We start from the raw sequence: 24,141 nt of genomic DNA, 5'->3' as shown, positions 1-24,141 counted from the left end.
GAAGTCTCTTTTCAGTCGTCAGCCGGTGCGGGCGTCGTCATGTCGACCGGATCGGCGTCGACGCCGAGTTCGTCGAGGGCGATCTGGGCACCACGCTTTCCTGACAGCAACATCGCGCCGAACGTCGGTCCCATCCGCGGGAGGCCGTGGGCCGTGGCGACGGCCATGCCCGTCGCGATGAGGCCGTCGTGGACTAGCCCGGTGTGTTCGACGACGGCGTCCTCGCTCTCGGCGACCCACATCGAGTCGTGGCCCGGCGAATCGTGGCCCGGCGCGCCGTAGCTCTCGTCGTCGGTCGCGTCCATGCCGGTCGCGCCTTCCTCGATCCCCTCGGCGTCCAGAACGCCGCGTTCGTCGAGTTTCTTGATCGCCAGGGCCTCGTGGCCGGTCGCGTCGATCACGAGGTCGGACTCGACGGCGATCGGATCGACGCAGGTGATTTCGCGGGGCAGGGCGTGAACGGGCGTCCAGTTCATCACGATGCCACCGACGCGGTGGTCCTCGCGGACGACGATGTCGGTGAACTCCGTCATGTTCTGCATCTTCGCGCCGGCGTCACACGTGGCCTTGATGAGTCCCGAGGTCGCTTCCGGGCCATTGGCGACGTACAGCCCGTCGTCTTCCTCGGACTGGGTATAATCGACGTCCAGTTCGTCGAGGACACTCTGGGCCGGGTCACGCACGGTGACCTTGTTCATCAGGAACCCACCGAGCCAGAAGCCGCCGCCGAGATAGTTGTTCTTCTCGACGACCATCGCCTTGACACCGCGCTCGGAGAGTTCTTTGGCGGCCATCAGCCCCGATGGCCCACCGCCGATGATGATGACGTCGCTCTCCGTGAAGTCCATGAACTCGTCGGTCCACTCCTGGGTGATCGCGCGGGTGACCGTTGCTTCGCCGACATCGCTGAACTGATCGAACTCGTTCGCGTGCATACCACCTAGTGGTACTACTGGCAAATAATAACTGTTACGGTCCCAACATTCCGAAGTGGGGTTCGGTATCATGACTGGTCGAGAGTCGCGTGCGTGCTGGCCGGGGCCGTCAGTTTTCCTGCGCCAGCCCGAGCATCTGGGCCGTCGGGAGGTGCCACCCGTAGGTGACCGCCAGCAGTCGGGTGCCGACGGTCATTCCCGCACACGCGGCGGCGGTGAGGCCGCCCGCCGCGCCGGCAGCGGTCACCAGCCAGTAGGTACTCCCGCCAAGAACTGCGGCGGTCGCATAGAAGTCCTCGAAGAGGATGAAGGGGGAACGATCGAGCAGAATGTCGGCGTAGGCTCCGCCGCCGACGGCGTTGATCGTCGCGACAGTGACGATGCCGAACGGCGAGACCCCGGCCTCCGTCGCGACGATGGCGCCGGCGGTCGCGAACGCGGCGAGGCCGATCGCGTCGGCCACGAGGGTGATCGGATGGTCGTCCGGTGATTCGAGCAGGACGCTGAGAAGCAATGCAAGTCCGACGCCGAGAAATCCGAGGCTGACTTCGCCCATCGACTGGAGTGCCAGCGGCGTCCGCCCGACCAGGACGTCCCGGGTTGCACCGCCACCGAAAGCCGTCACCAATCCGACGACACTGATCCCGAAGATGTCGAACTCTTCACGGATCCCCTTTGCCGCGCCGACGAGGGCGAACGCGACCAGGCCGATCGTGTTCATGACGGCGAAGGGATCGATCAGTACCCGTTCGAGGAACGCTTCAACCACTAACTGAGATCACGGCGAGTAGGGTCTTGAGCCCTCCGTTCTTGGCATGTCGATTCACGCACAGACCCGGCTACATTTCGTCGGCGATGTCCGACGAGATCGTCGTGTCCTCGCCGACGACCGTCGAGACGTCGATCCCCTGAATCAGTTCGACGAGATCGACGAGCTTCGGGAAGGTATAGATCGTCAGTGAGACGTCACCGTCACCGGCGGTGATCTCTGAGTCGATGACGAACGCGATGTCCTCGTCGGGCCACCCGCCCATCTCGTTGACGATGCCGCCGGCCGGGCCGTACGCGAACGAGGGGGTCCCCATCCCGATGGTCGTATCCAGAACGTTCGCCCAGCCGTCGATATACCCGGAGGTCATGATGTTGCCGACCTCCTGGATCGCCGACCGCTCCATCTCGCTGAATCCCTCTGTGTCGTCGTCAGTCCCGCCGACGAGCATCCCTGCCAACTCCTTTGCATCGTCCGGTTCGAGCATGAAGAGGACGTACCCATACGGCGCTTCGGTCAACTCGACGAAGATCCCGACGCGGTCGCCGTCACCCATGTGGGTCCGCACGTCTTCGATGTCGAGGAAGTTGATCTTCGAGACGGCTATTTCGGTGTTTAGCCCCGCCATCTGGTTGAGGTGATCCGAGACTGTCTCCGATCCCTCCTTTGCGATCTTGTTGAACAGATCGAGTTTCCGGACGTCGACTTCGAGACTCATATAGCCTCCTTTTCGACGCGTTCACGTAAGTACTCTGCTGGTCGCCCGGTACCGCGCTTTCTCACTCCAGTTGGCCGGATCGAATCGCTTTCTCGGCGGCGTCGAGTGCCCCCGCCGGATCGAAGTCCTCGACTAGCTGCCGGAGGTCCTCGGCCGGGCTGTCCTGTAGCGATCGGGCATGCGCTGTCATATTTGGCACGGCCCGGAGCACGTTGTCGATGATCGGCACCGCCGCGACCTGTGCCGATCGGGACAGCGGATTGAGGTCGATTACGATCTCCGTTTTCCCCATCTCGCCGAGTGCTTCGGCCCGATCGCCGTCCTCAAGCGGAACCACGACCGTGTCAGCGTCGTAGATGCCGTCGGCGTCGACCTTCGCCCGCTCGTGATCCAGGCCGGGAATGCGCGCGTCAGCCGTCAGTCCCTTCACCTCGTTTGCGCCGTGCTCGCGGAGGTGGTCGGCGATCGCTTCGATCCGCGCCTCGGTACGATTGAACAGGTTGACCTCCAGGTCGGCTCCCGTCACCGCGGCCAGCTCGACGACTTCCCCGGGGACGAGCGCGGCGACGTTCCCGTTGATCGAGAGCACTGGGCGGTCGGCGAGCAGAAGGTATGCGGCCCCAACCCGCTCGGCCCGGTCGGCGCTCTCGATGGTCCGCTCGCCCAGCAGGTAATCGAATGCTTCGCCCCGACCTTGGGCGATGAGCCCCTGCTGGCTCGTGATCCCCTTCTCGACGCCGGTTTCGATACGATGGCGGGTCAACAGCGATTCGTACCGTGGGTGACTCTCCGGGATGTCCACGTCGCTCATGAATCACGATCGGATCCAGACGGTGAAAAACGTCGCTACTGCGAAGTGCCCGTCGAGAGGGCCGGGCCTTCTCTGTTCGCGTGCCTGCCATCGACCAGCGTCGCCCCTGCCGGATCGACCTGACAGACCTGGGGGTCGTACCCGGCCGCCGACAGTCCGTCCCCGAGCGCAAAGACCGTCTCGCCGAGCATCGCCATCGAGGCCTCGCCGTCGGCCGCCGCGACGTCCGTAATCACGTCCCGAACCGTCTCAGTCAGGAGATCAGCTTCGCGGGCGAACCGCCGGGAGGCGTACATGAACTCCGCTACGGTCGGCTCGGCGACGACAGTCGACAGCCCCTCGTTTCCGGCCTCGCTCAGTCGGTCTGTGTCGCCGCCGATGACGGTCGCGGTGTCGAGTTCGCCAAAGGTGACGTATTCGACGCGGGAGCGCGTGGGAACCGCGTCGAGTCGATTCTCCATCGGCCCGCCGGGTTCCAGCCGGAGGGTGATGCCGCCGGCTGCCTGCGCGACCACGTCGCCCAGCCCCGTCCCGGCCTGCACCTCGGCTCCGTGGGCGATCGTGACGAGTTCGTCCCGCGAGAGCCGGCGATCGAAGACGGCGTTGGCAGCGAGTGCCGCCCCGAGCGCCATCGCCCCCGAGACGCCGAATCCCGCACCGATCGGCAAGTCCGTCTCGCCGGTGACCGCCGCCTCGACCGCCAGGGCGTCGAGAACCCGCTCGACTGCCTCGATCTGAACGGTCCGCCCGTCGAGCGTGATCGTCGTCTCGGGTGCCGGTTCGACGGTCACCCGGACGCCGTCGGAGAGGGCGATCCCGCCGCCGCGTGAGCCAGTCGTCGTCGGATCGTCGGTCCGGACGACGGAGAAAAACCCCGTCACGTGGCCCGGGACGAACGCGCTCGCTCGCTCGCTCATTGTCGGCCCTTCGTCGTCCCCCCGGTAGAACCCTTCGAGTTCGGATCGGCGAGTGATCCGAAACCGGGGGTTTGAAATATGTTTACGCTGTCATCGGCCGTATACACATGCCCACAGTCAGCGTCCGGCTTCCCGATGAAGAGAAGGCTGAACTCGAAGCCGTCGCCGACCTGCTCGAGGACGATTGGAGCTCGACCATCCGGAAAGCGTTGCGTGACGGTCTGCAGGACCTTCGCGTGCGCCACGCTGTCGAGCGGTATCAGTCCGGGGATGTCGCGGTCAACGAGGCCGCCCGGCTGGCGAACGTGACCGTCGCCGAGTGGCTCGAAATCGCCCGCGAGAAGAACCTGACAGTCCAGTTCCGGCGCGAAGACCTGGAAGGCGAGGTCGAAGCGGCCCACGAGCTATGACCCGGATCTACGTCGGCCCGGGCCCACTGATCGATCTCGGCACGGTCGGCGAGACCAAACTGCTCTCCGCGTTCGATGGCGCGATCGTCATCCCCGAGATGGTTGCCGACCAAGTCTCGACCGAACCGGCGAAGACGAACATGGAGAAGTTCGTTCACGACGGTGGGGCGACCCGAGAGACGATCGACACCGACCACGCCGAACGCGCGATGGGAGTCCTCGGCGTCGAAAACCCAGTCGTCGAAAGCCGCTTACTGCAGCCCGTGCTGGCGGCCATGGACGACGACCAGGCGGCGGACACTGAGGACGACGGGCCGACAATTGGGCTCGTTACCGACGACCGCCGCCTGCGGACGGTCGCCGAGGGATTGGGGGCCACGGTAACCGGGACGTTCGGGACCGTCGTCCGGGCCACCAGTGAGGACAAGTATCTCAAGACCACGCAGGCAAAGCGGATCGTCCGCAGGATCGACAGTCACGGACTCCATTTAACTGGCGAACTCCGGGCACAGGCCATCGGCGATCTTTGACCGCTGCGAGATCGAGCGACGCTACGGAGAGAGTCGCTGGCGATCCTGCGAGACTCACTTCGTTCGTCTCGCTGGCTCGCAGGTTTGTCGCCGCTCGCGTGTCGCTTCGCTCCCGCTCGCGTTTCGAGGACTCCCGCTGGTCGTCCTCGCTTATGGCGACAAACGCTGCCGATCTCGCGGGAAGATCACGGCTTCGCGGATGTTCTCCAGGCCGAGCATCGTCATGACGAGCCGTTCGCCACCCAGGCCCCAGCCGGCGTGGGGCGGCATGCCGTACTTGAACATCTTGGTATAGTACTCGAAGGCACCCGGATCCAGACCCTGCTGTTCGAAGCCCTCGACGAGGTGGTCGTGGCGGTGTTCACGCTGCCCGCCGGAGACGAGTTCCATCGAGGGGTGCATCATGTCGAAGCCCGTCGAGAGTTCCGGATCGTCGTCGTGATCCTTGATGTAGAAGGGCTTGATCTCGCTGGGCCAGTCGGTGATGAAGTAGTGCTCGCCGACGTCCTGGCCGAGGGCGTGTTCGGCTTCCGTCGAGAGGTCGTCACCCCACACCAGCACGTCGTCGATCTCGCCCGTGGCGTTGATCCGCTCGATGGCTTCTTCGTAGGTAAGCCGCGGGAAGTCGCCCTCGGGAGCCGAGAAGACCTCGGTAAGGCCGAGCGTTTCGAGTTCGTCGGCGCAGTTCTGTGCGACGCCTTCGTAGGCAGCTTTCACGACCGTCTCGCAGGCGTCCATCGCCTCGGTGTGGTCGTAGAAGGCCGACTCGAAGTCGATCGAGGTCGCCTCGTTGAGGTGCCGGGGCGTGTTGTGCTCCTCCGCGCGGAAGATCGGCCCGATCTCGAAGACCCGCTCCAGCCCGGAACCGACCATCAGCTGTTTGAACAGCTGTGGACTCTGGTTCATGAATGCCTCGCGGCCGAAGTAGGTGATCGGGAACAGCTCCGTCCCGCCCTCGGTGCCCGTGGCGACGATCTTCGGCGTGTTGATCTCCGTCGCGTCCAGGTTTCGGAAGGCTTCCCGGACCGAGCGCAGGACTTCCGCGCGGATCTCGAAGATGGCTTTGACTTCGGGCTTGCGGAGGTCAAGCGTCCGGTTGTCCAGTCGTGTCGGGAGTTCGGCGTCGACCTTCCCGGATGGGTCCAGGGGAAGTTCGGGGTCGGCAGGGGCGATCACCTCGATGTCGTCGGGCGAGACCTCGACGCCCGTCGGGGCACGCTCCTCTTCCTCGACGTCACCGACAACCTTGAGAACGCTCTCGCGGTGGACATCGAGTGCCGTCTCGACGAGTGCTTCCTCGAGGTTGTCCTTCTCGATTTTGACCTGGATTTTTCCGGTCGTGTCTCGGAGGATCAGGAAGGCGATCCCGCCGAGGTCGCGGATCTCGTGTACCCAGCCCGCGACGGTCGCGCTCGTCCCGGGGTCAGCGTCTGCAGCATATGTCCGTTCCTGCATACTCCGGTGTTTCTCGCCCGGGGATTAAACTCCGTTTATTCCGTTCGAGGGACGCGTTCGATTCTACCCGCTTTCGTGGGCCGTGTCCCTGAGTGACCACAACGCTTCTGTCGCGTGGCTCACAACACCAGTCCATGGCCGCTCACGAACTCGACGATCTCGACAGGGCGATTCTCTATGCACTGCAAGACAACGCCCGGAAAACCTCGACGAGTACGATCGCCGAGCGTATGGACGTCGCCCCGAGTACGGTGCGGACCCGGATCCAGGCGCTGGAAGCCGACGGCATTCTGACTGGTTATCACGCCGAGATCGACTACGAACAGACTGGCCTCCAGTTGCATACGTTGATCGTCTGTACGGCACCTGTCCCCGACCGTGAGGAACTCGCCGAACGGGCCCAGGAGGTCAGCGGCGTCGTCGCCGTTCGGGAGGTCATGACCGGCCACGAGAACGTCCACATCGAGGCGATCGGCCGCGACGGCGACGACCTGAACCGGATCGGCCGTGAGCTCGACGAGATCGGGCTCACCATCGAAGATGAGGATCTCATCCGCAACGAGTACGAAACGCCATTCGACGGATTCAGCGTCGAACGGGCCTGATTGTCTGTTTTTTCGTTGTCGCCGTTTGGTCGAGCTGGCCAGCTCTCACAGGACTGTCGTCGTTCGACGGTCTTTCACGGATTCGAACGAATCGGGCCATTTTGCCGAATCCAAATGACGCAGCGTCAAATTAACCGACTAACTTATGACGTTCCGTGTGTTATGCCGCACTGTATGGAACACCATCGTCCGGACGCGTCAGTTAGCCATCGAACCGGGGGAACGAACGAACGATCGCCGATCTCGGGAGGGTGTGCGCCGGGATGACCGACGACGTTCCTTCCCCCGTCGACGTGGTGGTCGTCGGGACCACTAGCGGTGTCAGAGCAGTTGCAGAGGAACTTGATAGCTCCCACGCGGTCGTCTTCGTCACGGATCGACACAATCAGGCACGGGTGGCCGAGCGTGCCGGAGTGCCGACCCATCGGACGACGTTCGACACGGGCCTTGACCCGGAGGCGATCTCGGCAGAGACCGCGTTCGTCGCGACCGACAGGGACGCAGTCAACCTGCTCGTGGCCCAGCGCCTGCGAATTCACGGTGACGTCGAGACAGTGATCATCAGGGTCAACGATTCGGATCGAACGGCCGCCTTCGATGGGATAGCCACCGAGACGGTGACGCCAGCCGAAGCGAGCGTGCAAGCGGTTCAGGACTCGCTGGAGGCACTCTAATCCCGATGCCGAAGGAACTCGAACGCGATCTCGGACTGTTTTCGGTTCTGGCGATCAGTATCGGTGCGATGGTCGGCAGTGGCATCTTCATCCTGCCGGCGCTCGCCCTCGAGATGGCCGGGCCGGCGGTGATCCTGGCGTACGTTCTGGCAGCACTGATCGTCCTCCCGGCAGCACTGAGCAAGGCCGAGATGGCGACGGCGATGCCCGAGGCCGGTGGGACCTACCTCTACATCGAACGCGGGATGGGACCGTTGCTCGGCACGATCGCGGGTATCGGGACCTGGTTCGCACTCTCATTTAAGGGGGCGCTCGCGCTCGTTGGCGGCGTCCCGTACCTCTTGTGGTACTTCGAACTCCCGATCAAGCCGGTCGCGCTCGTGCTCGCGGCCGTCCTCATCCTGGTCAACCTCCTGGGCGCGAAACAGACGGGTCGCCTGCAGGTCGGGATCGTGGCGATCATGCTGGCCGCGATGATCTGGTTCGTCGGCGGCAGTGCGGGTTCGATTCAGAGCGCCTCCTTTGATGGATTCCTGGCCGCGGGCGCGGGCGGCATCCTCGAAGCGACCGGCTTCGTGTTCGTCTCCTATGCGGGGGTGACGAAGATCGCGAGCGTCGCCGAGGAGATCGAGGATCCGGACCGCGTGATACCCCGGGGGATGATCTGGTCGCTCGGGTTCACGACGTTGCTGTACGTCCTCGTCGTGCTCGTGATCGTCGGCGTCGATCCGTCGGGGATCGTCGGCTCGAGCACCCCCGTCGCCGACGTGGCCGAGGCGACGATGTCGACGCCCGGCGTGGCCGCCGTCGTCATCGCCGCGATGCTCGCGCTGATCAGCACCGCCAACGCCGGCCTCCTCTCGTCGTCGCGATACCCCTTCGCGATGAGCCGGGACGACCTCGCCCCACCGACGTTCGCCACCGTCAGCGACCGCTTTGGCACGCCGGTCACGGCCATCGCACTGACCGGTCTCGTCATGCTGACGCTGATCGCGTTCGTCCCGATCATGAGCATCGCGAAACTCGCGAGCGCGTTCCAGATCCTCGTGTTCGTGTTGATCAACGTGGCCCTGATCGCCTTCAGGGAGAGTGACATCGCCTACGACCCGAGTTACGAATCGCCGCTGTACCCCTGGATGCAGGGCTTTGGCGTCCTGGGCGGCCTCGTGTTGCTGACCCAGATGGGACTGATCCCGTTCGTGGGGGCGATCGTCATCATTCTCGGGAGCGTCGGCTGGTACTTCGCGTACGCCCACCGCAACGTCTCCCGGGAGGGCGCAGTCACCGACGCGATCCGTCGTGGCATCGATCAACGAGCTGTCGAGGAAACGCGTTCGGTCTGTCACGACGCCGACGAGTCCGACGTGCTCGTCGCGCTCACAGAGGACACGACCGCGGCGGCAGAGGAACGTCTGCTCGACGTGGCGGTCCCGCTAGCCAGAGCCGGGAACGGGACTGTAACTGTCGTTCAGTTCGATCAGGTGCCCGACCAGACGCCACTGTCGTATGCTGAATCGACACTCACAGAAACCGACCAGGTGTTCGAGGAGCGGACGGCCGTCCTCGTCGAGGACACCGACGTGCCCGTCGAGTACGGCGAGATCGTCAGTCACGACGTTGACCGGGCGGTCGCAAACGTCGCCGATCTGCACGGGTACGACCTCGTCATCGTCGACGAGTCCGGCCCGACCTTCACGGAAGGGCTTGCCGACGTGCTCATGGGGCCGAGTCGGTCCTTCGACGTACTGGGTGTCGACGCCGAGGGGCTGGACGATATCGACCGCTTTGCCCTCGTCGACGACGGGGGCCCGTTCGATCCCCAGAAAGTTCGAATTGCCAACTCTCTGGCGATGGATCGTGATGCCACTGTCGAGTTCGTCCACGGGATCGCGCCGGACGCGACCGACCAACGGCGTCACTCAGTCGAGACCTATCACGACGAACTGGCCGACCTCTGTTCGGGCCCGACCGAATCGGCGGTCGTCGAGAGCGAGGACGACGCGGCGGCGCTACTCCGCGCGTCCCGAGACGCCGACCTCGTCGTTGTTGCCGACACCGGGGGTGCGATCTTGCGTGACGGCCCCGGCCTCGATCTCGCGAACGGCGGGAACGCGCTCGTCCTCCATCCCGGCGGTGAAGGGCAGCCAGGCCTGCTCGGTCGACTCCTCGAACGGTTCGTGTACTGATCACAATCGGCCGGCAAATCGCTTTCCGGCCCCCCGGAACTCCTTTTCAGGTCGCGAGTTCGGCTTGCCATTCACGAATTCGGTCGGCGCTGACGCCCTGGACCTCGCCGGCGACGGCGTCCGGGTCCACCTCGTGGAGGTCCTCGGGGTCCGCTACGCCAGCGTCCTGTAGTTTCTCCGCCGTCGCCGGGCCGACCCCGTCGAGGTCCTCCAAGTTCTCGACGGCGTTGCGCGCCTGGAACTCCTCGTAGTTGCAGATCGGACAGCCCAGTTCCCAGGGATCGTCGTCTTCGCCGTCGTGGATTTCGATGTGTGGCAGGTCATGCTCCTCGCAACGCTCGTCGGTCACGACGATCTCACCACGACGGGGGAGCGGGAGCGAGTAATCACAGTCCGGATAGCGCGTACAGCCGACCAGCCGCGACCCCGACCGGAGGTGTTTGATCGCGAGTTCGCCACCCTCCCCTTCGGCGGCTTCGCCGTCTTCGTTTCGCTGCCCCTCCGGCGTATTGCCATCCCCACACTCGGGACAGTCCCCGATCACCTCGTCCTCGCTCTCGTCGGCTGCCTCCGCTTTGCACCGCGGACACCCATGGACGAAGGTGTCTCGACCCGCGAGCATCTTGACGTGCCGAAGATCGTGATCCTCGCAAGTTTCGTCGGTCACCTGTGGTTCGCCCGTGCTCGGCAGTGGAAGGGTGAACCGACACTCGGGGAAGCCGTCACACCCGACGAAGTACGACCCCTGGCGACTCCGGCGGACCAGCAGATCCTCGCCACACTCCGGACAGGGCCCGAGCGTCCGGTCGGCCTTTAGCGACTTCTGGAGGAACTCGCCGATCTCCTCGCGGGACTCGCGTAGCTCCTCGAAAATCTCGCCGAGCATCTCCCTGGATTCCGCGGTCACCTCTTCCAGGGTCGCCTCGCCCTCGGCGATGGCAGTCATGTCCGCCTCGAGCTGGGCGGTCATCTCCTCGCTGACGACGTGATCGGCGTACTCCTCGGCGGCGGTGACCACTGCATCGGCGAGCTTTGTCGGCCGCGGCGGGTCGTCCTCGACGTACCCGCGATCGTAGAGCTTCTCGACGATGTTGTGTCGCGTGGCCTTCGTCCCGATGCCCATCTCCTCCATATGCTGGATGAGCCGCGACTGGCCGTAGCGGCGCGGCGGCTGGGTCTGTTTGGCCTCCAGTTCGACCGCGTCGATCGACAGCTCTTCTCCCTCCTCGACAGCGGGAACGACAGTTTCGCCGGCCGAGGAGTAGGGATAGACCGCGTGGTATCCCTCCTCGAGCAGGCGCTTGCCATTGGCCTTCAGCGACCGGCCCGAAGCCTTCGCCACGACTCGCAGGTGTGCCCAGGTCGCCGGCTCGGCCACGGTTGCGAAGAACCGACGCACCACGAGTTCGTAGATCTCCCAGGCGTCCGCGCCGATCTCGTTGCGATCGGGAAGCTCCCCGGTCGGATGTATCGGGGGGTGGTCGGTCGACTCGTTCTCGCCGCGAGTCGGTTCGATCTCGTCCTGGGCGAGCAGCGCCTCCGCATCCTCGCCGAACTCGTAACTGCCTTCGAAGGCACCCAATAGCTCCTCGGGATCGAGGTCGTCGGGATAGACGGTGTTGTCCGTCCGTGGGTAGGTCAGGTAGCCGTCCGTGTAGAGTTCCTCGGCCAGCGACATGGCGCGCTGGGCGGAGTAGCCGAGCGAACTCGCCGCGGAGATGAACGCGGTCGTGTTGAACGGCGCGGGCGGGTCGTCGGTACGCTTTCGCCGCCGAACTTCGGTCACGGTGGCCGTCCCGGATTCGGAGAGATCCGCGTAGGCAGCTTCGGCGGCCGCTTCGTCCCAGACCCGCTCGGCTTCGCTGCCGTCGTCGTCGTAGAAGTACTGGGCCTCGAAGCCCTGGCCGTCCTTCGCGAGGTCGGCGAGGATCTCCCAGTAGTCGTCGGGATCGAAGGCCTCGATCTCGCGCTCGCGGTCGACGATCAGCTTCAGTGTCGGGCTCTGAACCCGGCCGACGGAGATGAAGTCGTTGCCGAGCTGCTTGGCAGACAGCGAGAGAAACCGCGTCAGCGCCGCGCCCCAGATCAGGTCGACGATCTGGCGGGCTTCGCCTGCGGCGGCGAGGTCGAAGTCGATCTCGTCGGGATTCTCGAAGGCCTTCTGGACTTCTCTCTCGGTGATCGAGGAGAAGCGCACGCGTTCGACCGGCGCGTCGGTCTCCTCGCGGATCAACTCGTAGGCTTCCTTCCCGATGAGTTCGCCCTCGCGGTCGTAGTCTGTCGCGATCACGACCTCGTCGGCCTTTCTGGCGAGGCTACGGAGTGTCGCGACGATGTTCTCCCGCGTGGGCGTTGTAACGACATCGGCGTCGATCAACTCGGCCGGTTCGACGTCGCGCCACTCGGCGTATTCCGGCGGGAAGTCGACGCCGACGACGTGTCCGGAGAGGCCGACGACGCGCTGGCCGCCCCACTTGTAGACGTTGACGCCATTTCGCCGCTCACCACTCGCCGAGTCGTCGCTGAGGATCTCGGCGATCCGCCTGGCGGCGTTGTCCTTCTCGGTGACGATCAGGCGCACGCCCGATCACCACCGTCTGGCTCGTGACTCATTGTCTCTCGCTACGCGGAGAGCGTCCCATATGTCTTTCGGCGTGTAATCGCAAGAGGGAAGGGGGACAAGGCGCGCACGCGTCGCCCGCTCGCGCTCGGGTGGTCTACGTATCGGCAACAGTCGCTGAACCGCATGCCCCGTCGGCGTTACCCCTCGATATCGTCCGTACTCATCCCTCGTCGAATGGCGTTTCTGTGGTTTCTGGCGATCGGTTCAGCAATCCCATTGAGTGGGACGGTCCCCTCACGTCCGGGACTCGTGTCCGCGACGAGCCTGTCCATTTGCTCGATGATCTCGTCAGGTTCGGTTGTCATTTCTTCGGGGTTCTGTCGCATGTCTATTCAATCCAACGTCATATTCGGGCAATAAGTCTATCTGCCTGGGGTTCCAACAGTTAGAAATGGCAGACGACAAGCGAGGCCGAGACAAACAGGCCCACGACGAGGAGCGACGACAACGCGAGCGCGAACTCGAAACGGCACTGGAACGTCGTGACGAACCGGAACCGCCGATCCCCGCGGCCGAACTCGGTGAACTGGAGGACGCACTCGAAACGCTGCCGTTCCCGACGACGGCGGCCGACGTGGTCGAGACGGTCGGCGACCGCGAGATCCTGTCACCGGACGGGACCTACCGTCTCGCCGATCTCCTGCCTGAAACTGACGCCGAGACCTTCGACTCGCCCGCCGCTGTCAGTGTCCAGGTTCAGCGGCCGACCGTCGCCGCGGCGATGAAGCGAATCATCGAGGCGAGTTCCGAACTCCAGGACGCTGATTTCGGCGGTTCACGCCGCGACGCGTATAAAAAGACGCTCAAAGCACTCGCGGCGATCGAGGCGGATGACGACGACGAGGGGATCGACGTCATCACCGAGTGGATCGTCGCGCAGATCGACGAGAAGGGAAAGCTCCCCGGTTCGCGGGCGGTTCGCCGCGAGGCCGCGAAATTCTGCCGGTCGAACGGCTACGAAGTCCGCGTCGACGAGTGGCTCGGAATCTAGTCCTCTAGCTCGGCCCGCAACAACTCGTTCACGTCACCGGGATCCGCACTTCCGCCTGTCTTTTGCATCACCTGGCCGACGAGGAAGTTGATCGCGCCGCCGTCGCCGTCGTGATAGTCTGAAACGGCGTCGGGGTTCTCCTCGATAGCTTCCTCGACGGCACCCTGAAGTTCGTCGCGTTGGGTTTTGCCGAGTCCCTCGCGCTCGACGATCGTGTCGGGATCGTCGCCGTCGTCGAGCATCCCGCGGAGGACGGTCTCGCGGGCGTTCTTGGCGGTGATCTCCTCGCTTGCGACGAGTTCGACGAGGCGTTCGATCTCGTCCAGGCGGTCCGCCACGTCGGTGATCGCCATGTCGCGGTAGTTGAGTTCGCCCAGGAGTTCGTCGGCGACCCAGGTCGCCACGAGATCGGGATCGAACTCGCTTGCCAGGTCCTCGTAGAAGTCCGCGACCTGCTTGGTGGTGGTGAGCTTCGAGGCGGCTTCCTCGTTGAGCCCGTACTCCTCGCCGAAACGCTCACGGCGGGCGTCCGGCAACTCTGGAATCGACAGCTCCTCCTTCCAGTGGCTGACCTCCAGGGGCGGCAGGTCGGCCTCCCGGAAGTAGCGGTAGTCCTTCTCTTCTTCCTTCGAGCGCATCGAGACCGTGATCCCCCGGGACTCGTCCCAGTGGCGGGTCTCCTGTTCAACCTCGCGGCCGCGTTCGACGGCGTTTTTCTGTCGCTGGGCCTCGTAGGCCAGTGCCTTTTCAGCTCCCTTGTGACTGGAGATGTTCTTGACCTCGGTCCGGTTGGCGTCTTCGAGGACATCCTGGTCGATGGAGCCATCGTCGTCGACCTCGCTTGCGTCGACAAGCGAGAGGTTTGCGTCGATCCGGAGCGAGCCGTCCCGCGTTGCATCGAAAATGCCCAGGTACTCGAGGACTTCCTCCAGTTTCGCGAGGAAGGCCCGGACCTCCGTCGCGTCCCGGAAGTCCGGTTCGGTGACGATCTCCATCAGCGGGACGCCGGCGCGGTTGTAGTTCACGAGCGTGTAGTCGGCGGTGTCGATGTTCCCGCCGGCGTGCTGGAGGCTCCCGGGGTCCTCTTCGAGGTGAGCGCGCTCGATCCCGACCGTCCGGCGCTCGCCTTCGACACTGAATTCCAGTTCGCCGTCCTGACAGATCGGCGCGTCGTACTGGCTGATCTGGAAGTTCTTCGGCAGGTCGGGGTAGTAGTAGTTCTTCCGGTGAAAGCGGGTCTGTTCGGGAATGTCGGCGTCGATGGCCTTCCCAACCCTGACGGCGGCCTCGACGGCCCCCTCGTTGAGTACCGGCAGCGATCCTGGTAGCCCGAGACAGACCGGGCAGGTGTGAGTGTTCGGGTCGGCGTCTTCGAGATCGGTCGAACAGCCACAGAAGATCTTCGTCGCGGTTTCGAGCTGGACGTGGACCTCCAGCCCGATCACGACGGTAAGATCGCGTTCCTGAATGGCTTGGGCAGTCATTGTCCGAATATCCGGCGCGCCGCGATTAAATCCCTCGGTCGCACTCGGGCGTGCCTTCGGGGCCGTCCACGCGGGAGACGTATCAGACAGAATGTGAATGTCTGACGTAGGTTTAAGCGGGGCGAGACAGGTTGTCGTGGTATGAGCGACAATCGCGTGGAGGAACTCGAAGCGAAAGTCCGCGATCTGGAAGCGACCGTCGAAGGCCTCACGGACGAACTCGTCGAATCGAAAGTCCGACTGCGTGAACTCGAAAACGCCGTCGACGACGAACTCGGCTTCGAGAAGCCGGTCAACATCGAGACTGACGTCGAGGACGAGACGGAATCGGTTTCGGCCTCGGCCGAAGCCACTAAATCCCAGGAGGTCGAGGACACGGACGACCAAGAGGCCGAATCGGACATCATCATCGCCTGACGGACACCGGGTGCCCACGACCGTCGAGGCGAAACAGCCGCCGAACCCCACCACATGTACATTACAGAGGTCGTCCTCGACAACTTCAAGAGCTTCGGACGGAAGACGCGCATCCCCTTTTACGAGGACTTTACGACCATCAGCGGCCCGAACGGGTCGGGCAAGTCAAACATCGTCGATGCGATCCTCTTCGCGTTAGGGCTGGCCCGCACCTCGGGGATACGCGCCGAGAAGCTGACCGACCTCATCTACAATCCCGGCCATCAGGACGGCGAATCACCGGATCGCGAACGCGAGGCGAGCGTCGAGGTCGTACTGGACAACAGCGACCGGACGCTTTCGCGGTCGCAAGTCGTCAGTGCTGCCGGCAGCGAGAACGTCGGCGACATCGAGGAGATCACGATCAAGCGCCGGGTCAAGGAGACCGACGACAACTACTACTCCTATTACTACATCAACGGCCGCTCGGTCAACCTCGGTGATATCCAGGACCTGCTCGCCCAGGCCGGCGTCGCGCCCGAGGGCTACAACGTCGTCATGCAGGGCGACGTTACGGAGATCATCAACATGACTGCGGGCGCTCGGCGGGAGATCATCGACGAGATCGCGGGCGTCGCGGAGTTCGACCAGAAGAAGGCCCAGGCCTTCGAGGAGTTGGAGGTCGTCGAGGACCGGATCGACGAGGCCGACCTCCGGATCGAGGAGAAGGAGACCCGCCTCGAACAACTCGAAGACGAACGCGAGACGGCCCTGGAGTACCAGGAACTCAGAGACGAGAAAGAGGAGTACGAGGCCTACCAGAAGGCTGCCGAACTCGAGGACAAGCGCGATGATCTCGACGCGGTCCGGGAAGAGATCGCGGACTTAGAGGAGACGCTCGAGGATCGACAGCGCGAACTCGACGAGCGTGAGGGCAAGGTCGTCCGGCTGGAGGACGAACTCGCCGAGTTGAACGCCGAGATCGAGCGCAAGGGCGAGGACGAACAGCTCGCGCTCAAACGCGAGATCGAGGAGATCAAAGGCGAGATCGCCCGACTCGAGGATGCTATCGAGAGCGCCGAGGAGAAGCGTGACGAGGCAGAGGCACGGCGACGCGAGGCCTTCGTCGAGATTGACCGCAAGCAGGAGACCATCGACGATCTGGAAGCCGATATCCGGGAGACGAAAGTCGAGAAGTCCTCGGTGAAAGCCGAGATCGACGATCTCGAGGTCGATCTCGCGGCCGTCCAGGAGGAGATCGAGGAAGTCGGCGCGGAGTTCGAGGAGGTCCGGGACGAACTCGAAACAAAGAAGGCGACCCTCGAAGACGCAAAGGAGCGACGCAACGACCTCCAGCGCGAGCAGGATCGGCTGCTCGACGAGGCCCGGCGGCGCTCGAACCAGCAACGCGAGCTCGAATCCACGATCGAGGATCTCCAGGAGTCGATCCCCGAACTCGACGCCGAGATCGCGGATCTCGAAGAGGAGCGCCGGAAGGCAGAGCAGAACCGCGAGACGATCACGGACGTGATCGACGACCTCGCCGCGGAGAAACGCGACCTCCAGGAAGAGATCGAGGCGATCGACGACGACTTAGAGGCAGCCCGTCAGGAGTACGCCGAACTCGAAGCCAGGGCCGAGGAGTCCGGCGACGCCTCATATGGTCGGGCGGTCACAACAGTCCTCGATGGGGATCTCGACGGCGTCCACGGAACGGTCGGCCAACTCGGCGGGGTCGATCCGACCTACGCGACGGCGTGTGAGACAGCGGCTGGCGGCCGACTCGCGAACGTCGTCGTTGATGATGACGGCATCGGCCAGCGGTGTATCGAGTATCTCAAGAACCGCAACGCCGGGCGGGCGACGTTCCTCCCGCTGACGGAGATGGACGATCGGTCACTGCCGTCGCTTCCCGACCACGATGGTGTCGTCGACTTCGCGTACAACCTCGTGGACTTCGACCCCGAGTATTCGGGCATATTCAGTTACGTCCTCGGGGACACGCTGGTCGTCGAGGACATGGCCACGGCCCGGGAGTTGATGGGACGCTACCGGTTGGTCACCCTCGACGGTGAACTCGTCGAGAAGAGCGGCGCGATGACCGGGGGTTCCTCCAGCGGATCGCGATATTCCTTTTCGGACAGCGAGGGCCAACTCCAGCGGGTCGCCGAACGGATCACCGAGCTCGAAGACGAGCGCCAGGAATATCGTGAAGAGCTATTGGGCGTCGAAGAGCGACTCGAGGACGCTCGCGATCGAAAGTCCGAGGCCGCCGATCAGGTCCGGGAGATCCAGGCCGAGATCGAGCGCCGCGAGCGCGAACGCGAAGAGACCGAGGAGCGCATCGAACAGCGCCGCGAGGAACTCGCGGAGATCGAGGACGAACGGGAAGCTGTCTCCGCGGAGATGGACGAGATCGAGGCCGACATCGAGGCCGTCGAGAGCGAGATCGCCGACCTGGAAGCCGAGATCGACGAGCTGGAAGCCGATATCGAGGACTCCCGGTTGCCCGAACTGACCGACGAGGCCGAATCGCTTGAGAGCGAGATCGACGAGCGCGAGGACGAACTCGACGATCTGGACGCGGCGCTGAACGAACTCCAGCTCGAAAAACAGTACGCCGAGGACGCAATCGACGATCTCCACGACCAGATCGAGACGGCACAGAACCGCAAGGCCGAACAGGGCGAACGTATCGAGGAACTGAACGGGAACGTTGCCGACGAGGAGTCGAAACTGGCCGACAGACAGGAGGCCGTCGCCGAACTCGAAGCCGAACTCGCCGACCTCAAGGCCGACCGTGAGGACCTCCGGGAGGAACTCAACGCGGCCCAGCAGGCACGTGACGAGCAGAAGGACCGAGTCAACCAGATCGACTCACAACTCGACGAAAAACGCGAGACCGAGTCCCGCTTGGAGTGGGAGATCGACGAACTCGAAGATGCTGTCGGGGAGTACGATCCCGAGGAGATTCCCGACCACCACACGGTCCAGACTCGGATCGGCCAACTGGAGGCCGAGATGGAACGCCTGGAACCGGTCAACATGCTCGCCATCGAGGAGTACGACGAGGTCGCGGCCGATCTCGACGATCTGCAGGACAAACGCGGGACACTCGTCGAGGAAGCCGACGGGATCCGTGAGCGGATCGACTCCTACGAGGCCAAAAAGAAGGAAACGTTCATGGACGCCTTCGAGACGATCGACGCCCAGTTCCAGGACATCTTCGAGCGACTCTCGAACGGGACGGGGCGACTCCACCTCGAAAACGAGGACGATCCCTTCGACGGCGGGCTGACGATGAAGGCCCAGCCCGGCGACAAGCCGATCCAGCGGCTGAACGCGATGAGTGGCGGCGAGAAGTCCCTGACTGCGCTGGCCTTTATCTTCGCGATCCAGCGACACAATCCGGCCCCGTTCTACGCGCTGGACGAGGTCGACGCCTTTCTCGACGCCGCCAATGCCGACCTCGTCGGTGAGATGGTCGACGAACTCGCCGGTGACGCTCAGTTCGTCGTCGTCTCCCATCGCTCGGCGATGCTGGAGCGCTCCGAGCGTGCGATCGGCGTCACGATGCAGGGCGATAACGTGAGTAGCGTGACGGGAATCGATCTCACCGAGGAGGTGCCCGCGGATGACTGAGGAGGAATTGATGAGTGAGGACCAACGGGAGGACACGGACGGGGGAGAACAGACGCGACCCGACGGCGGGACAGGCGTGATGGCCCAATCTGGCGCGCCTTCCGAGCCATCACTCGACGACGGCGAGGTCGAACCCGTCGAAGTCCTGGTCGGGCTTGCGGAGGACGACGAGATAGACCCGTGGGACATCGACGTGGTGCGAGTGACCGACAAGTTCCTCGAACGTCTCGACGAGGTCGACCTCCGGACGTCCGGGCGGGCGCTGTTCTACGCGAGTGTCCTGTTGCGGATGAAAAGCGACGCGCTGCTGGAAGACGACGACCCTGCCGAGGAACCTGCGGTGGACGAACCGGCCGATCCGTTCGCCGCCGGCGATCTTTCGGGGGGAGACAGCGATCCGTTCGACGCCTTAGAGGATGAGATGGACCGGCGACTCGACCGCAAACGGGCACGCGGGACGCCAGACACCCTCGAGGATCTCGTCCGGGAACTCCGGGAGGCCGAGCGGTCGGCCGACTGGAAGGAGTCGAGGGAGTACGACACCAGCGACTCCCCGCGTGGATTCCGCCGCGGGACCCAGGAACTCGACTACCGGATGGACGACGACATGCGGGAGGACGCCGAGCCTACGGTCGAGGACGTGACCGGGACGGCCCACGGCGAGAACGTCGAGGAACTCGTCGAGTCCGTCGCCACGAAGATCGAGACGCAGTTCGACGCCGGGCGCGACGCGGTGTTGTTTGCCGAAGTCGACGGTGCCGCCGGCTCACGCATCGAGTCGTTCCTGGGCCTGCTCTTTCTGTCAAACCAGGGCCGGATCGTCCTCGACCAGGACGAGTACTTCGGGGATCTGTGGATCCAACCCCCCGAATCGACGCCGGCCGAGTGACCTGCCAATCTTTTGTGGCACTTTTCGTCAGCGGATCTGGGGGCAGCCCTCTCACATTTTGGATGAAAAACCATTATGTTAGTGTGGCTCATACCCACAACCATGACGCCGGAGCGAATCAGCGAGAGCATCGCCGCGAGCGAGGATCGGTTCGACCGGGACCGGTACTACGCGGCGTTGCGATACGTCCACGACGACGGCCGGAAGCGGCGACCCTGACGGGGCCGCCTAGATCACGACGCCGGCCCTGAGGAGTGCGATCAGGACGGTCAGTATCGGGATGCTCAGCAGTGTCGACGTCAGGATCGCGGTGCTGGCGAACTCCGCGGGGCCGATCGGTCCGTCGCCGTGCTCGCTGAATTCGCCCAGCAGAATGATCGGCGTGACTGCGGTGGGGCCAGCTGATTCGAGGATGAATACACGCGCGACCGTCTGATTTTCGAAGCCCAGGACGAGCGCGATTCCGACGGCGACGACCGGCGCGACCGTGAGTTTGAGCAGGTTCGAGAGCCCCACCTGGCCGATGGCTGCGCCGTAGTCCGTCCCCGAGAGCTGGATCCCGAGGATGAGTAGCATGACCGGGATCGAGGAGTCGCCGACCAGCCGGAGCGTCTCCATGGCCGATGAACCGGCCGCCGGGGCGAGGCCGAGCCAGCGGACGCCGAGCGCGACGACGACCACGTACACCAGCGGGATCCGGGCCGCGCGGCGGACGCCGGCGAGCGCCCCGCCGCTGCCCCGCGCCGCGACGTACGTCCCGAGGGTGTACAGGAGCACGCCCTGGACCGCCGCGTAGAGCACCGCCGTGCTCTCGCCGAGCTCGCCGAAGGCGAACTTCGAGAGCGGGATGCCGAAGTTCCCCGAGTTGGCGAAGGCGGCCGTCAGGACGAACGCCCCCAGCAGGGGCTCGGTCCGGCCGGCGAGTCGCCCGACCCCGCCGGCGATGGCCAGCATGACCAGTGTCACGGCCAGGACGCCGACGGCGACAAGTAGGACCGTCTCGCCGTCCATCGGCGTCATCACCAGGGTATGAAAGACCAGCGCGGGCACCAGCACGTAGACCGTGATGGTGTTCAGCGGCCCGGCGTCGACGTCCTTGACACGCCCGAGCGCGAACCCGGCGGCTGCGATCGCGATGATCGGCAGGATGGCCGTTCCGAAGATTCCGACGAGCGACGACAGTTCGAGCGCGGACACGATCGGGCGCTTGGCCGGGGTGGGTCACAATCCCTTCGGATTCGGATTCTCCGGACGGCTCCGCTCCCAGCGACCGTCGGTCCTCACCGGAACAACCCGACAGTCAATTGATTGTCGATCGACTGCTCGGTCCATTCGGCCACCCGGGCGGCCGTGTAGCCACCGACGAGAAACAGGAACGGGGCGACTACTGCGAACACCGGCCCCTCGAGGGCCACGACGAGGAAGACGACGTCGAGTCGATGCGCGATCGGGACGGCGTCCAGCAGGATCGCCCTGACCACTGACCACCCGAGGATACCCATCGCCGTCCCACCGGCGGCAGCGAACCCTCCTTCGATCAAGTGGCGGTCGTAACTGCCGCTCAGGACGCCGACGACCACGCCGGCAGGCACGGCCGCGATGCCGACTGCCATCACGAGCGTGTTCGTCGTCGCGGCGGTGATGGTGCCGGTGCTGGTCGAGACGTGGACGAACGTGATCGCCCCAGCCAGCAGTGCGGCGAGCCCGACTGCCCGACGGTCGATGTCTCCGAGCGCCACGCATCCGACGAAGAGGACGATAAACTAATACTTACTGCCCGGAGAGCCGCCAGGCGTCCTCGCCGGCATACTCGATGACGCCGCGGCGTTCCATCTCCGTGAGCACTTCGTCCATCCGGTCGGGCTGGGCGATCTCCATCTCGATCGGGTCGACCTCGTGGTAGGAACGCAACAGCGACCGGACGTCCTCCTCGCTGAAGGTTTCGGCGTCGGCCTTCGCCATGACGCTACTGATCAGGTCGATCATGTCCTCGATGAAGTTCCAGGGGTAGACGACCCAGACCCACTCCACCAAGCGTTCGCCGACGAAGTCCGGCTCGAACTCGCTGGTCTGGAGCAACTGCAACGTGGCGGTCCGGACGGCGTTCGGATCGCGCTCGCTCACGTACTCATAAGCGTGTTCGAGCGACTGGCCGGTGTCGGCGATGTCGTCGACGATCAGGACGTCCTTGCCAGCGACTGAGCCCTCGGGCATGGGGTAGCGAACCTCGGGCTCCTGGCTCTTGGCCGCGGTCCCGACGTAGTGTTCGATCTTGAGACTTGTGAGGTCGTCCAGTCCGAGAAAGTCACACAGCGTCCGACCGGCGAACCAGCCGCCACGGGCCAGCGACACGACGACGTCGGGCTCGAAGTCGTCGGCCTTGACGTCGTCGCTGACATCCCGGCACAGCCCGTAGATGTACTCCCAGTTCGTGATGGTACAGGGGAATTCCTCCGGCAGGTCGGCCATTCAGGTAGTCACCGGGCGAAGCCAGGGGACGGCGACAATTATGGTTTTACATGCAGCCCCGCTTCACTCGCTGTAGCTCGGGTTGTCTGCTTAAGAGGTTCGCCAACGGATAGTCCCCTATGCGAACTCGCCGCCGTTTCCTCCAGACGTGCATTGCCCTCTCCGGCGCGTCGCTGGCCGGCTGTTCGGAGGACGACGAACCGTCGACACCGACGAGCACGACAACAGATGCGTCTACGACGGAAACCGACACGGCGACGTCGGAACCGAGCGAGTCGACAGCGACCGACGAGCCCACAGAAACGACCGAACCGACTGAGACGGAATCCATCGATCCGGAGACACTCAAAGAGACCGGACGGGCGTTCGTCAACCAACTCGCTGCCGGCGAGTACGCCGCGATCATGGACGACTATGCGTTTTCCGAACAGTTCACCGCCCAAATCGACGCCGAGCAGCTCGAATCGATCTGGACCACCCAGACCGCCTCCCTGGGGCAGTTCGTCGAACTCGCCGGAGCGGAGTACAGCCGATCGGACGGGTACCACGTCACCGTGGTCCTCGCGCGCTTCACCGGCGGTCGACAGGCGGTCCGGCTCGTCTTCGACGACACCGCAACGATCGTCGGGCTGTTTTTCCCGGCGTCGGGCGGCTCCTATTCCCCGCCGGAGTACGTCGACCAGTCGGCGTTCGAGGAAGTCGATCGGACGATCGAGGCGACCGAGACGTGTTCGCTGCCGGCGAAACTCACGCTCCCGACAGGCGAGGAGTCGGTCCCCGGCGTCGTCCTGGTTCACGGATCAGGCCCCAACGACATGGACGAGACGCTCGGGCCAAACAAACCGTTCAAGGATCTCGCGTGGGGGCTGGCGAGCCGTGGCGTCGCCGTCCTCCGGTATGACAAGCGAACACATGCCTGTGACGTCGATCGGGCCACGCTCACGCTTGACGAGAAGGTCACTGACGACGCGTTGACCGCGCTTGGCGTCTTCCGTGAACACCCCCGGATCGACCCCTCCCGAACTGTCGTCGTCGGTCACTCCATCGGCGCGATGACCGCGCCACGGATCGCCGACCGCGACGGGTCGGTTGCGGGCGCGGTCATGCTGGCTGGCAACGCCCGCCCACTACTGGACGTCATTCCGGAACAGCAGGAGTATTTGTTCCGTCTCGACGGTGAACTCAGCGACGAGGAGGCGACCCAACTCCAAGCGGTCGAACAAACGGTCGAACGAATTCGGTCGCTGGACATCAGTGAGGATGAGATCCTCTTCGGCCTCGGCGGGCGTCCCTTCTGGCGGACTGTCCAGGAATACGATCAGGTGGCGACGGCCAAGGAACTCGACGTGCCCCTCGCCATTTTCCAGGGCGAGCGCGACTATCAGGTCACCGTCGAGAATGGATATAACCAGTGGCAGCAGGCACTCGGTGACCGGGAGAACGTTTCGTTCTCCCTGTACCCCGACCTGAACCATCTCTTCATGCCGGGTGAGGGCCAGCCGTCACCGGCCGAGTACTTCCAGCCGAACAACGTCTCCCGCGCAGTCGTCGAGGACGTTGCGTCGTGGGTGCGACGGGTGACGGGCGAGGACGATCAGTAGCGCCGGACTGACGTCGGTGGACATATCCCCCTGGTG

The 24,141-nt window shown here is 64.3% G+C and carries 22 protein-coding genes; 10 read left to right on the top strand and 12 right to left on the bottom strand.

Going from position 1 to position 24,141, the window contains the following annotated elements; genetic code table 11:
* Window positions 1–11: 11 nt before the first annotated feature.
* The 5 genes from HBNXHr_RS09245 to HBNXHr_RS09225 all read right to left on the bottom strand — a co-directional run bounded on the left by HBNXHr_RS09245 (window position 12) and on the right by HBNXHr_RS09225 (window position 4,150).
* Window positions 12–935 (bottom strand): sulfide-dependent adenosine diphosphate thiazole synthase, encoded by a 924-nt coding sequence (locus HBNXHr_RS09245; protein ID WP_275881911.1) that lies wholly within the window; start codon window positions 933–935, stop codon window positions 12–14.
* A gap of 109 nt (window positions 936–1,044) precedes the next feature.
* Window positions 1,045–1,656, bottom strand: a complete 612-nt coding sequence (locus HBNXHr_RS09240; protein WP_345893724.1) for a TRIC cation channel family protein — start codon at window positions 1,654–1,656, stop codon at window positions 1,045–1,047.
* 118 nt (window positions 1,657–1,774) lie between these two features.
* On the bottom strand, window positions 1,775–2,422 hold the full coding sequence (locus HBNXHr_RS09235) for a chemotaxis protein CheC (protein ID WP_275736938.1): 648 nt from the start codon (window positions 2,420–2,422) through the stop codon (window positions 1,775–1,777).
* A 61-nt stretch (window positions 2,423–2,483) separates the two neighbouring features.
* Window positions 2,484–3,233 (bottom strand): 4-phosphopantoate--beta-alanine ligase, encoded by a 750-nt coding sequence (locus HBNXHr_RS09230; protein WP_275881909.1) that lies wholly within the window; start codon window positions 3,231–3,233, stop codon window positions 2,484–2,486.
* 35 nt (window positions 3,234–3,268) lie between these two features.
* Complete coding sequence (locus HBNXHr_RS09225; protein WP_275881908.1) at window positions 3,269–4,150, bottom strand: pantoate kinase; 882 nt, start codon at window positions 4,148–4,150, stop codon at window positions 3,269–3,271.
* A gap of 107 nt (window positions 4,151–4,257) precedes the next feature.
* Between HBNXHr_RS09225 and HBNXHr_RS09220 the strand changes: the two genes are divergently transcribed.
* Both HBNXHr_RS09220 and HBNXHr_RS09215 read left to right on the top strand, forming a co-directional pair.
* The gene (locus HBNXHr_RS09220) at window positions 4,258–4,560 is read left to right on the top strand and encodes a UPF0175 family protein (RefSeq protein WP_275881907.1); all 303 of its coding nucleotides are present in this window, start codon (window positions 4,258–4,260) and stop codon (window positions 4,558–4,560) included.
* Window positions 4,557–5,090, top strand: a complete 534-nt coding sequence (locus HBNXHr_RS09215) for a hypothetical protein (protein ID WP_275736934.1) — start codon at window positions 4,557–4,559, stop codon at window positions 5,088–5,090. Before HBNXHr_RS09220 ends, HBNXHr_RS09215 begins: the two co-directional genes overlap by 4 nt.
* A gap of 150 nt (window positions 5,091–5,240) precedes the next feature.
* On the opposite strand, the gene aspS is transcribed toward HBNXHr_RS09215, so the two are convergent.
* The gene (gene aspS, locus HBNXHr_RS09210) at window positions 5,241–6,545 is read right to left on the bottom strand and encodes an aspartate--tRNA(Asn) ligase (protein WP_275881906.1); all 1,305 of its coding nucleotides are present in this window, start codon (window positions 6,543–6,545) and stop codon (window positions 5,241–5,243) included.
* Window positions 6,546–6,679: 134 nt separating this feature from the next.
* Between aspS and HBNXHr_RS09205 the strand changes: the two genes are divergently transcribed.
* The 3 genes from HBNXHr_RS09205 (at window position 6,680) to HBNXHr_RS09195 (ending at window position 10,010) form a co-directional block, all read left to right on the top strand.
* A complete protein-coding gene (locus HBNXHr_RS09205) occupies window positions 6,680–7,150 on the top strand; it encodes an Lrp/AsnC family transcriptional regulator (protein ID WP_275736932.1) in 471 nt (156 codons plus the stop codon).
* Between the two features lie 263 nt (window positions 7,151–7,413).
* Window positions 7,414–7,824, top strand: coding sequence for an NAD-binding protein (locus HBNXHr_RS09200; protein ID WP_275881905.1), 411 nt, complete (start codon window positions 7,414–7,416; stop codon window positions 7,822–7,824).
* 5 nt (window positions 7,825–7,829) lie between these two features.
* Window positions 7,830–10,010, top strand: coding sequence for an amino acid permease (locus HBNXHr_RS09195; protein ID WP_275881904.1), 2,181 nt, complete (start codon window positions 7,830–7,832; stop codon window positions 10,008–10,010).
* A 46-nt stretch (window positions 10,011–10,056) separates the two neighbouring features.
* On the opposite strand, the gene HBNXHr_RS09190 is transcribed toward HBNXHr_RS09195, so the two are convergent.
* Together HBNXHr_RS09190 and HBNXHr_RS09185 are read right to left on the bottom strand one after the other, a co-directional pair.
* Window positions 10,057–12,591: a DNA topoisomerase I gene (locus HBNXHr_RS09190; RefSeq protein WP_275881903.1), complete on the bottom strand. Its 2,535-nt coding sequence runs from the start codon at window positions 12,589–12,591 to the stop codon at window positions 10,057–10,059.
* A 179-nt stretch (window positions 12,592–12,770) separates the two neighbouring features.
* Window positions 12,771–12,959 carry a transcriptional regulator gene (locus HBNXHr_RS09185; RefSeq protein ID WP_275736928.1) on the bottom strand — a complete coding sequence of 63 codons (189 nt, stop codon included), beginning with the start codon at window positions 12,957–12,959 and terminating at the stop codon, window positions 12,771–12,773.
* A 65-nt stretch (window positions 12,960–13,024) separates the two neighbouring features.
* Between HBNXHr_RS09185 and HBNXHr_RS09180 the strand changes: the two genes are divergently transcribed.
* Window positions 13,025–13,624, top strand: coding sequence for a hypothetical protein (locus HBNXHr_RS09180; RefSeq protein WP_275881902.1), 600 nt, complete (start codon window positions 13,025–13,027; stop codon window positions 13,622–13,624).
* Here HBNXHr_RS09180 and gatB read toward each other — a convergent pair.
* Window positions 13,621–15,108, bottom strand: a complete 1,488-nt coding sequence (gatB, locus tag HBNXHr_RS09175) for an Asp-tRNA(Asn)/Glu-tRNA(Gln) amidotransferase subunit GatB (protein ID WP_275881901.1) — start codon at window positions 15,106–15,108, stop codon at window positions 13,621–13,623. The two genes, HBNXHr_RS09180 and gatB, sit on opposite strands and share 4 nt — an antisense overlap.
* Window positions 15,109–15,249: 141 nt before the next feature.
* Between gatB and HBNXHr_RS09170 the strand changes: the two genes are divergently transcribed.
* Genes HBNXHr_RS09170 through HBNXHr_RS09160 form a run of 3 tightly spaced genes read left to right on the top strand, consistent with a single transcriptional unit; the run spans window position 15,250 to window position 20,035 of the window.
* Window positions 15,250–15,525: a hypothetical protein gene (locus tag HBNXHr_RS09170; protein ID WP_015790458.1), complete on the top strand. Its 276-nt coding sequence runs from the start codon at window positions 15,250–15,252 to the stop codon at window positions 15,523–15,525.
* A 54-nt stretch (window positions 15,526–15,579) separates the two neighbouring features.
* Window positions 15,580–19,146, top strand: coding sequence for a chromosome segregation protein SMC (gene smc / locus HBNXHr_RS09165; RefSeq protein WP_275881900.1), 3,567 nt, complete (start codon window positions 15,580–15,582; stop codon window positions 19,144–19,146).
* A complete protein-coding gene (locus tag HBNXHr_RS09160) occupies window positions 19,139–20,035 on the top strand; it encodes a ScpA family protein (RefSeq protein ID WP_275881899.1) in 897 nt (298 codons plus the stop codon). Before smc ends, HBNXHr_RS09160 begins: the two co-directional genes overlap by 8 nt.
* Window positions 20,036–20,263: 228 nt before the next feature.
* Here the strand turns inward: HBNXHr_RS09160 and HBNXHr_RS09155 are convergent, their stop codons facing one another.
* The 3 genes from HBNXHr_RS09155 to HBNXHr_RS09145 form a co-directional block, all read right to left on the bottom strand.
* Window positions 20,264–21,232 (bottom strand): AEC family transporter, encoded by a 969-nt coding sequence (locus HBNXHr_RS09155; protein ID WP_275881898.1) that lies wholly within the window; start codon window positions 21,230–21,232, stop codon window positions 20,264–20,266.
* 83 nt (window positions 21,233–21,315) lie between these two features.
* Complete coding sequence (locus tag HBNXHr_RS09150) at window positions 21,316–21,774, bottom strand: hypothetical protein (protein WP_275881897.1); 459 nt, start codon at window positions 21,772–21,774, stop codon at window positions 21,316–21,318.
* Window positions 21,775–21,805: 31 nt separating this feature from the next.
* The gene (locus tag HBNXHr_RS09145) at window positions 21,806–22,504 is read right to left on the bottom strand and encodes a phosphoribosyltransferase (RefSeq protein WP_275881896.1); all 699 of its coding nucleotides are present in this window, start codon (window positions 22,502–22,504) and stop codon (window positions 21,806–21,808) included.
* 119 nt (window positions 22,505–22,623) lie between these two features.
* On the opposite strand from HBNXHr_RS09145, the gene HBNXHr_RS09140 reads away from it, so the two are divergent.
* Complete coding sequence (locus HBNXHr_RS09140) at window positions 22,624–24,105, top strand: alpha/beta fold hydrolase (RefSeq protein ID WP_275881895.1); 1,482 nt, start codon at window positions 22,624–22,626, stop codon at window positions 24,103–24,105.
* Window positions 24,106–24,141 lie beyond the last annotated feature (36 nt).

Source organism: Halorhabdus sp. BNX81 (assembly GCF_029229925.1).
Classification (GTDB): Archaea; Halobacteriota; Halobacteria; order Halobacteriales; family Haloarculaceae; genus Halorhabdus.
This window is presented reverse-complemented; position numbering and strand designations above follow the sequence as displayed.

What these genes read in the sequence shown, in the direction of transcription:
- HBNXHr_RS09235 (WP_275736938.1), bottom strand. Translation starts at nt 2,422, where the DNA reads ATGAGTCTCGAAGTCGACGTCCGGAAACTCGATCTGTTCAACAAGATC.
- HBNXHr_RS09245 (WP_275881911.1), bottom strand. Translation starts at nt 935, where the DNA reads ATGCACGCGAACGAGTTCGATCAGTTCAGCGATGTCGGCGAAGCAACG.
- HBNXHr_RS09230 (WP_275881909.1), bottom strand. Translation starts at nt 3,233, where the DNA reads ATGAGCGACGTGGACATCCCGGAGAGTCACCCACGGTACGAATCGCTG.
- gatB (WP_275881901.1), bottom strand. Translation starts at nt 15,108, where the DNA reads ATGACTGCCCAAGCCATTCAGGAACGCGATCTTACCGTCGTGATCGGG.
- HBNXHr_RS09240 (WP_345893724.1), bottom strand. Translation starts at nt 1,656, where the DNA reads ATGAACACGATCGGCCTGGTCGCGTTCGCCCTCGTCGGCGCGGCAAAG.
- HBNXHr_RS09145 (WP_275881896.1), bottom strand. Translation starts at nt 22,504, where the DNA reads ATGGCCGACCTGCCGGAGGAATTCCCCTGTACCATCACGAACTGGGAG.
- HBNXHr_RS09200 (WP_275881905.1), top strand. Translation starts at nt 7,414, where the DNA reads ATGACCGACGACGTTCCTTCCCCCGTCGACGTGGTGGTCGTCGGGACC.
- HBNXHr_RS09140 (WP_275881895.1), top strand. Translation starts at nt 22,624, where the DNA reads ATGCGAACTCGCCGCCGTTTCCTCCAGACGTGCATTGCCCTCTCCGGC.
- HBNXHr_RS09220 (WP_275881907.1), top strand. Translation starts at nt 4,258, where the DNA reads ATGCCCACAGTCAGCGTCCGGCTTCCCGATGAAGAGAAGGCTGAACTC.
- HBNXHr_RS09225 (WP_275881908.1), bottom strand. Translation starts at nt 4,150, where the DNA reads ATGAGCGAGCGAGCGAGCGCGTTCGTCCCGGGCCACGTGACGGGGTTT.
- HBNXHr_RS09185 (WP_275736928.1), bottom strand. Translation starts at nt 12,959, where the DNA reads ATGCGACAGAACCCCGAAGAAATGACAACCGAACCTGACGAGATCATC.
- HBNXHr_RS09195 (WP_275881904.1), top strand. Translation starts at nt 7,830, where the DNA reads ATGCCGAAGGAACTCGAACGCGATCTCGGACTGTTTTCGGTTCTGGCG.
- HBNXHr_RS09170 (WP_015790458.1), top strand. Translation starts at nt 15,250, where the DNA reads ATGAGCGACAATCGCGTGGAGGAACTCGAAGCGAAAGTCCGCGATCTG.
- HBNXHr_RS09160 (WP_275881899.1), top strand. Translation starts at nt 19,139, where the DNA reads ATGACTGAGGAGGAATTGATGAGTGAGGACCAACGGGAGGACACGGAC.
- smc (WP_275881900.1), top strand. Translation starts at nt 15,580, where the DNA reads ATGTACATTACAGAGGTCGTCCTCGACAACTTCAAGAGCTTCGGACGG.
- HBNXHr_RS09205 (WP_275736932.1), top strand. Translation starts at nt 6,680, where the DNA reads ATGGCCGCTCACGAACTCGACGATCTCGACAGGGCGATTCTCTATGCA.
- HBNXHr_RS09180 (WP_275881902.1), top strand. Translation starts at nt 13,025, where the DNA reads ATGGCAGACGACAAGCGAGGCCGAGACAAACAGGCCCACGACGAGGAG.
- aspS (WP_275881906.1), bottom strand. Translation starts at nt 6,545, where the DNA reads ATGCAGGAACGGACATATGCTGCAGACGCTGACCCCGGGACGAGCGCG.
- HBNXHr_RS09215 (WP_275736934.1), top strand. Translation starts at nt 4,557, where the DNA reads ATGACCCGGATCTACGTCGGCCCGGGCCCACTGATCGATCTCGGCACG.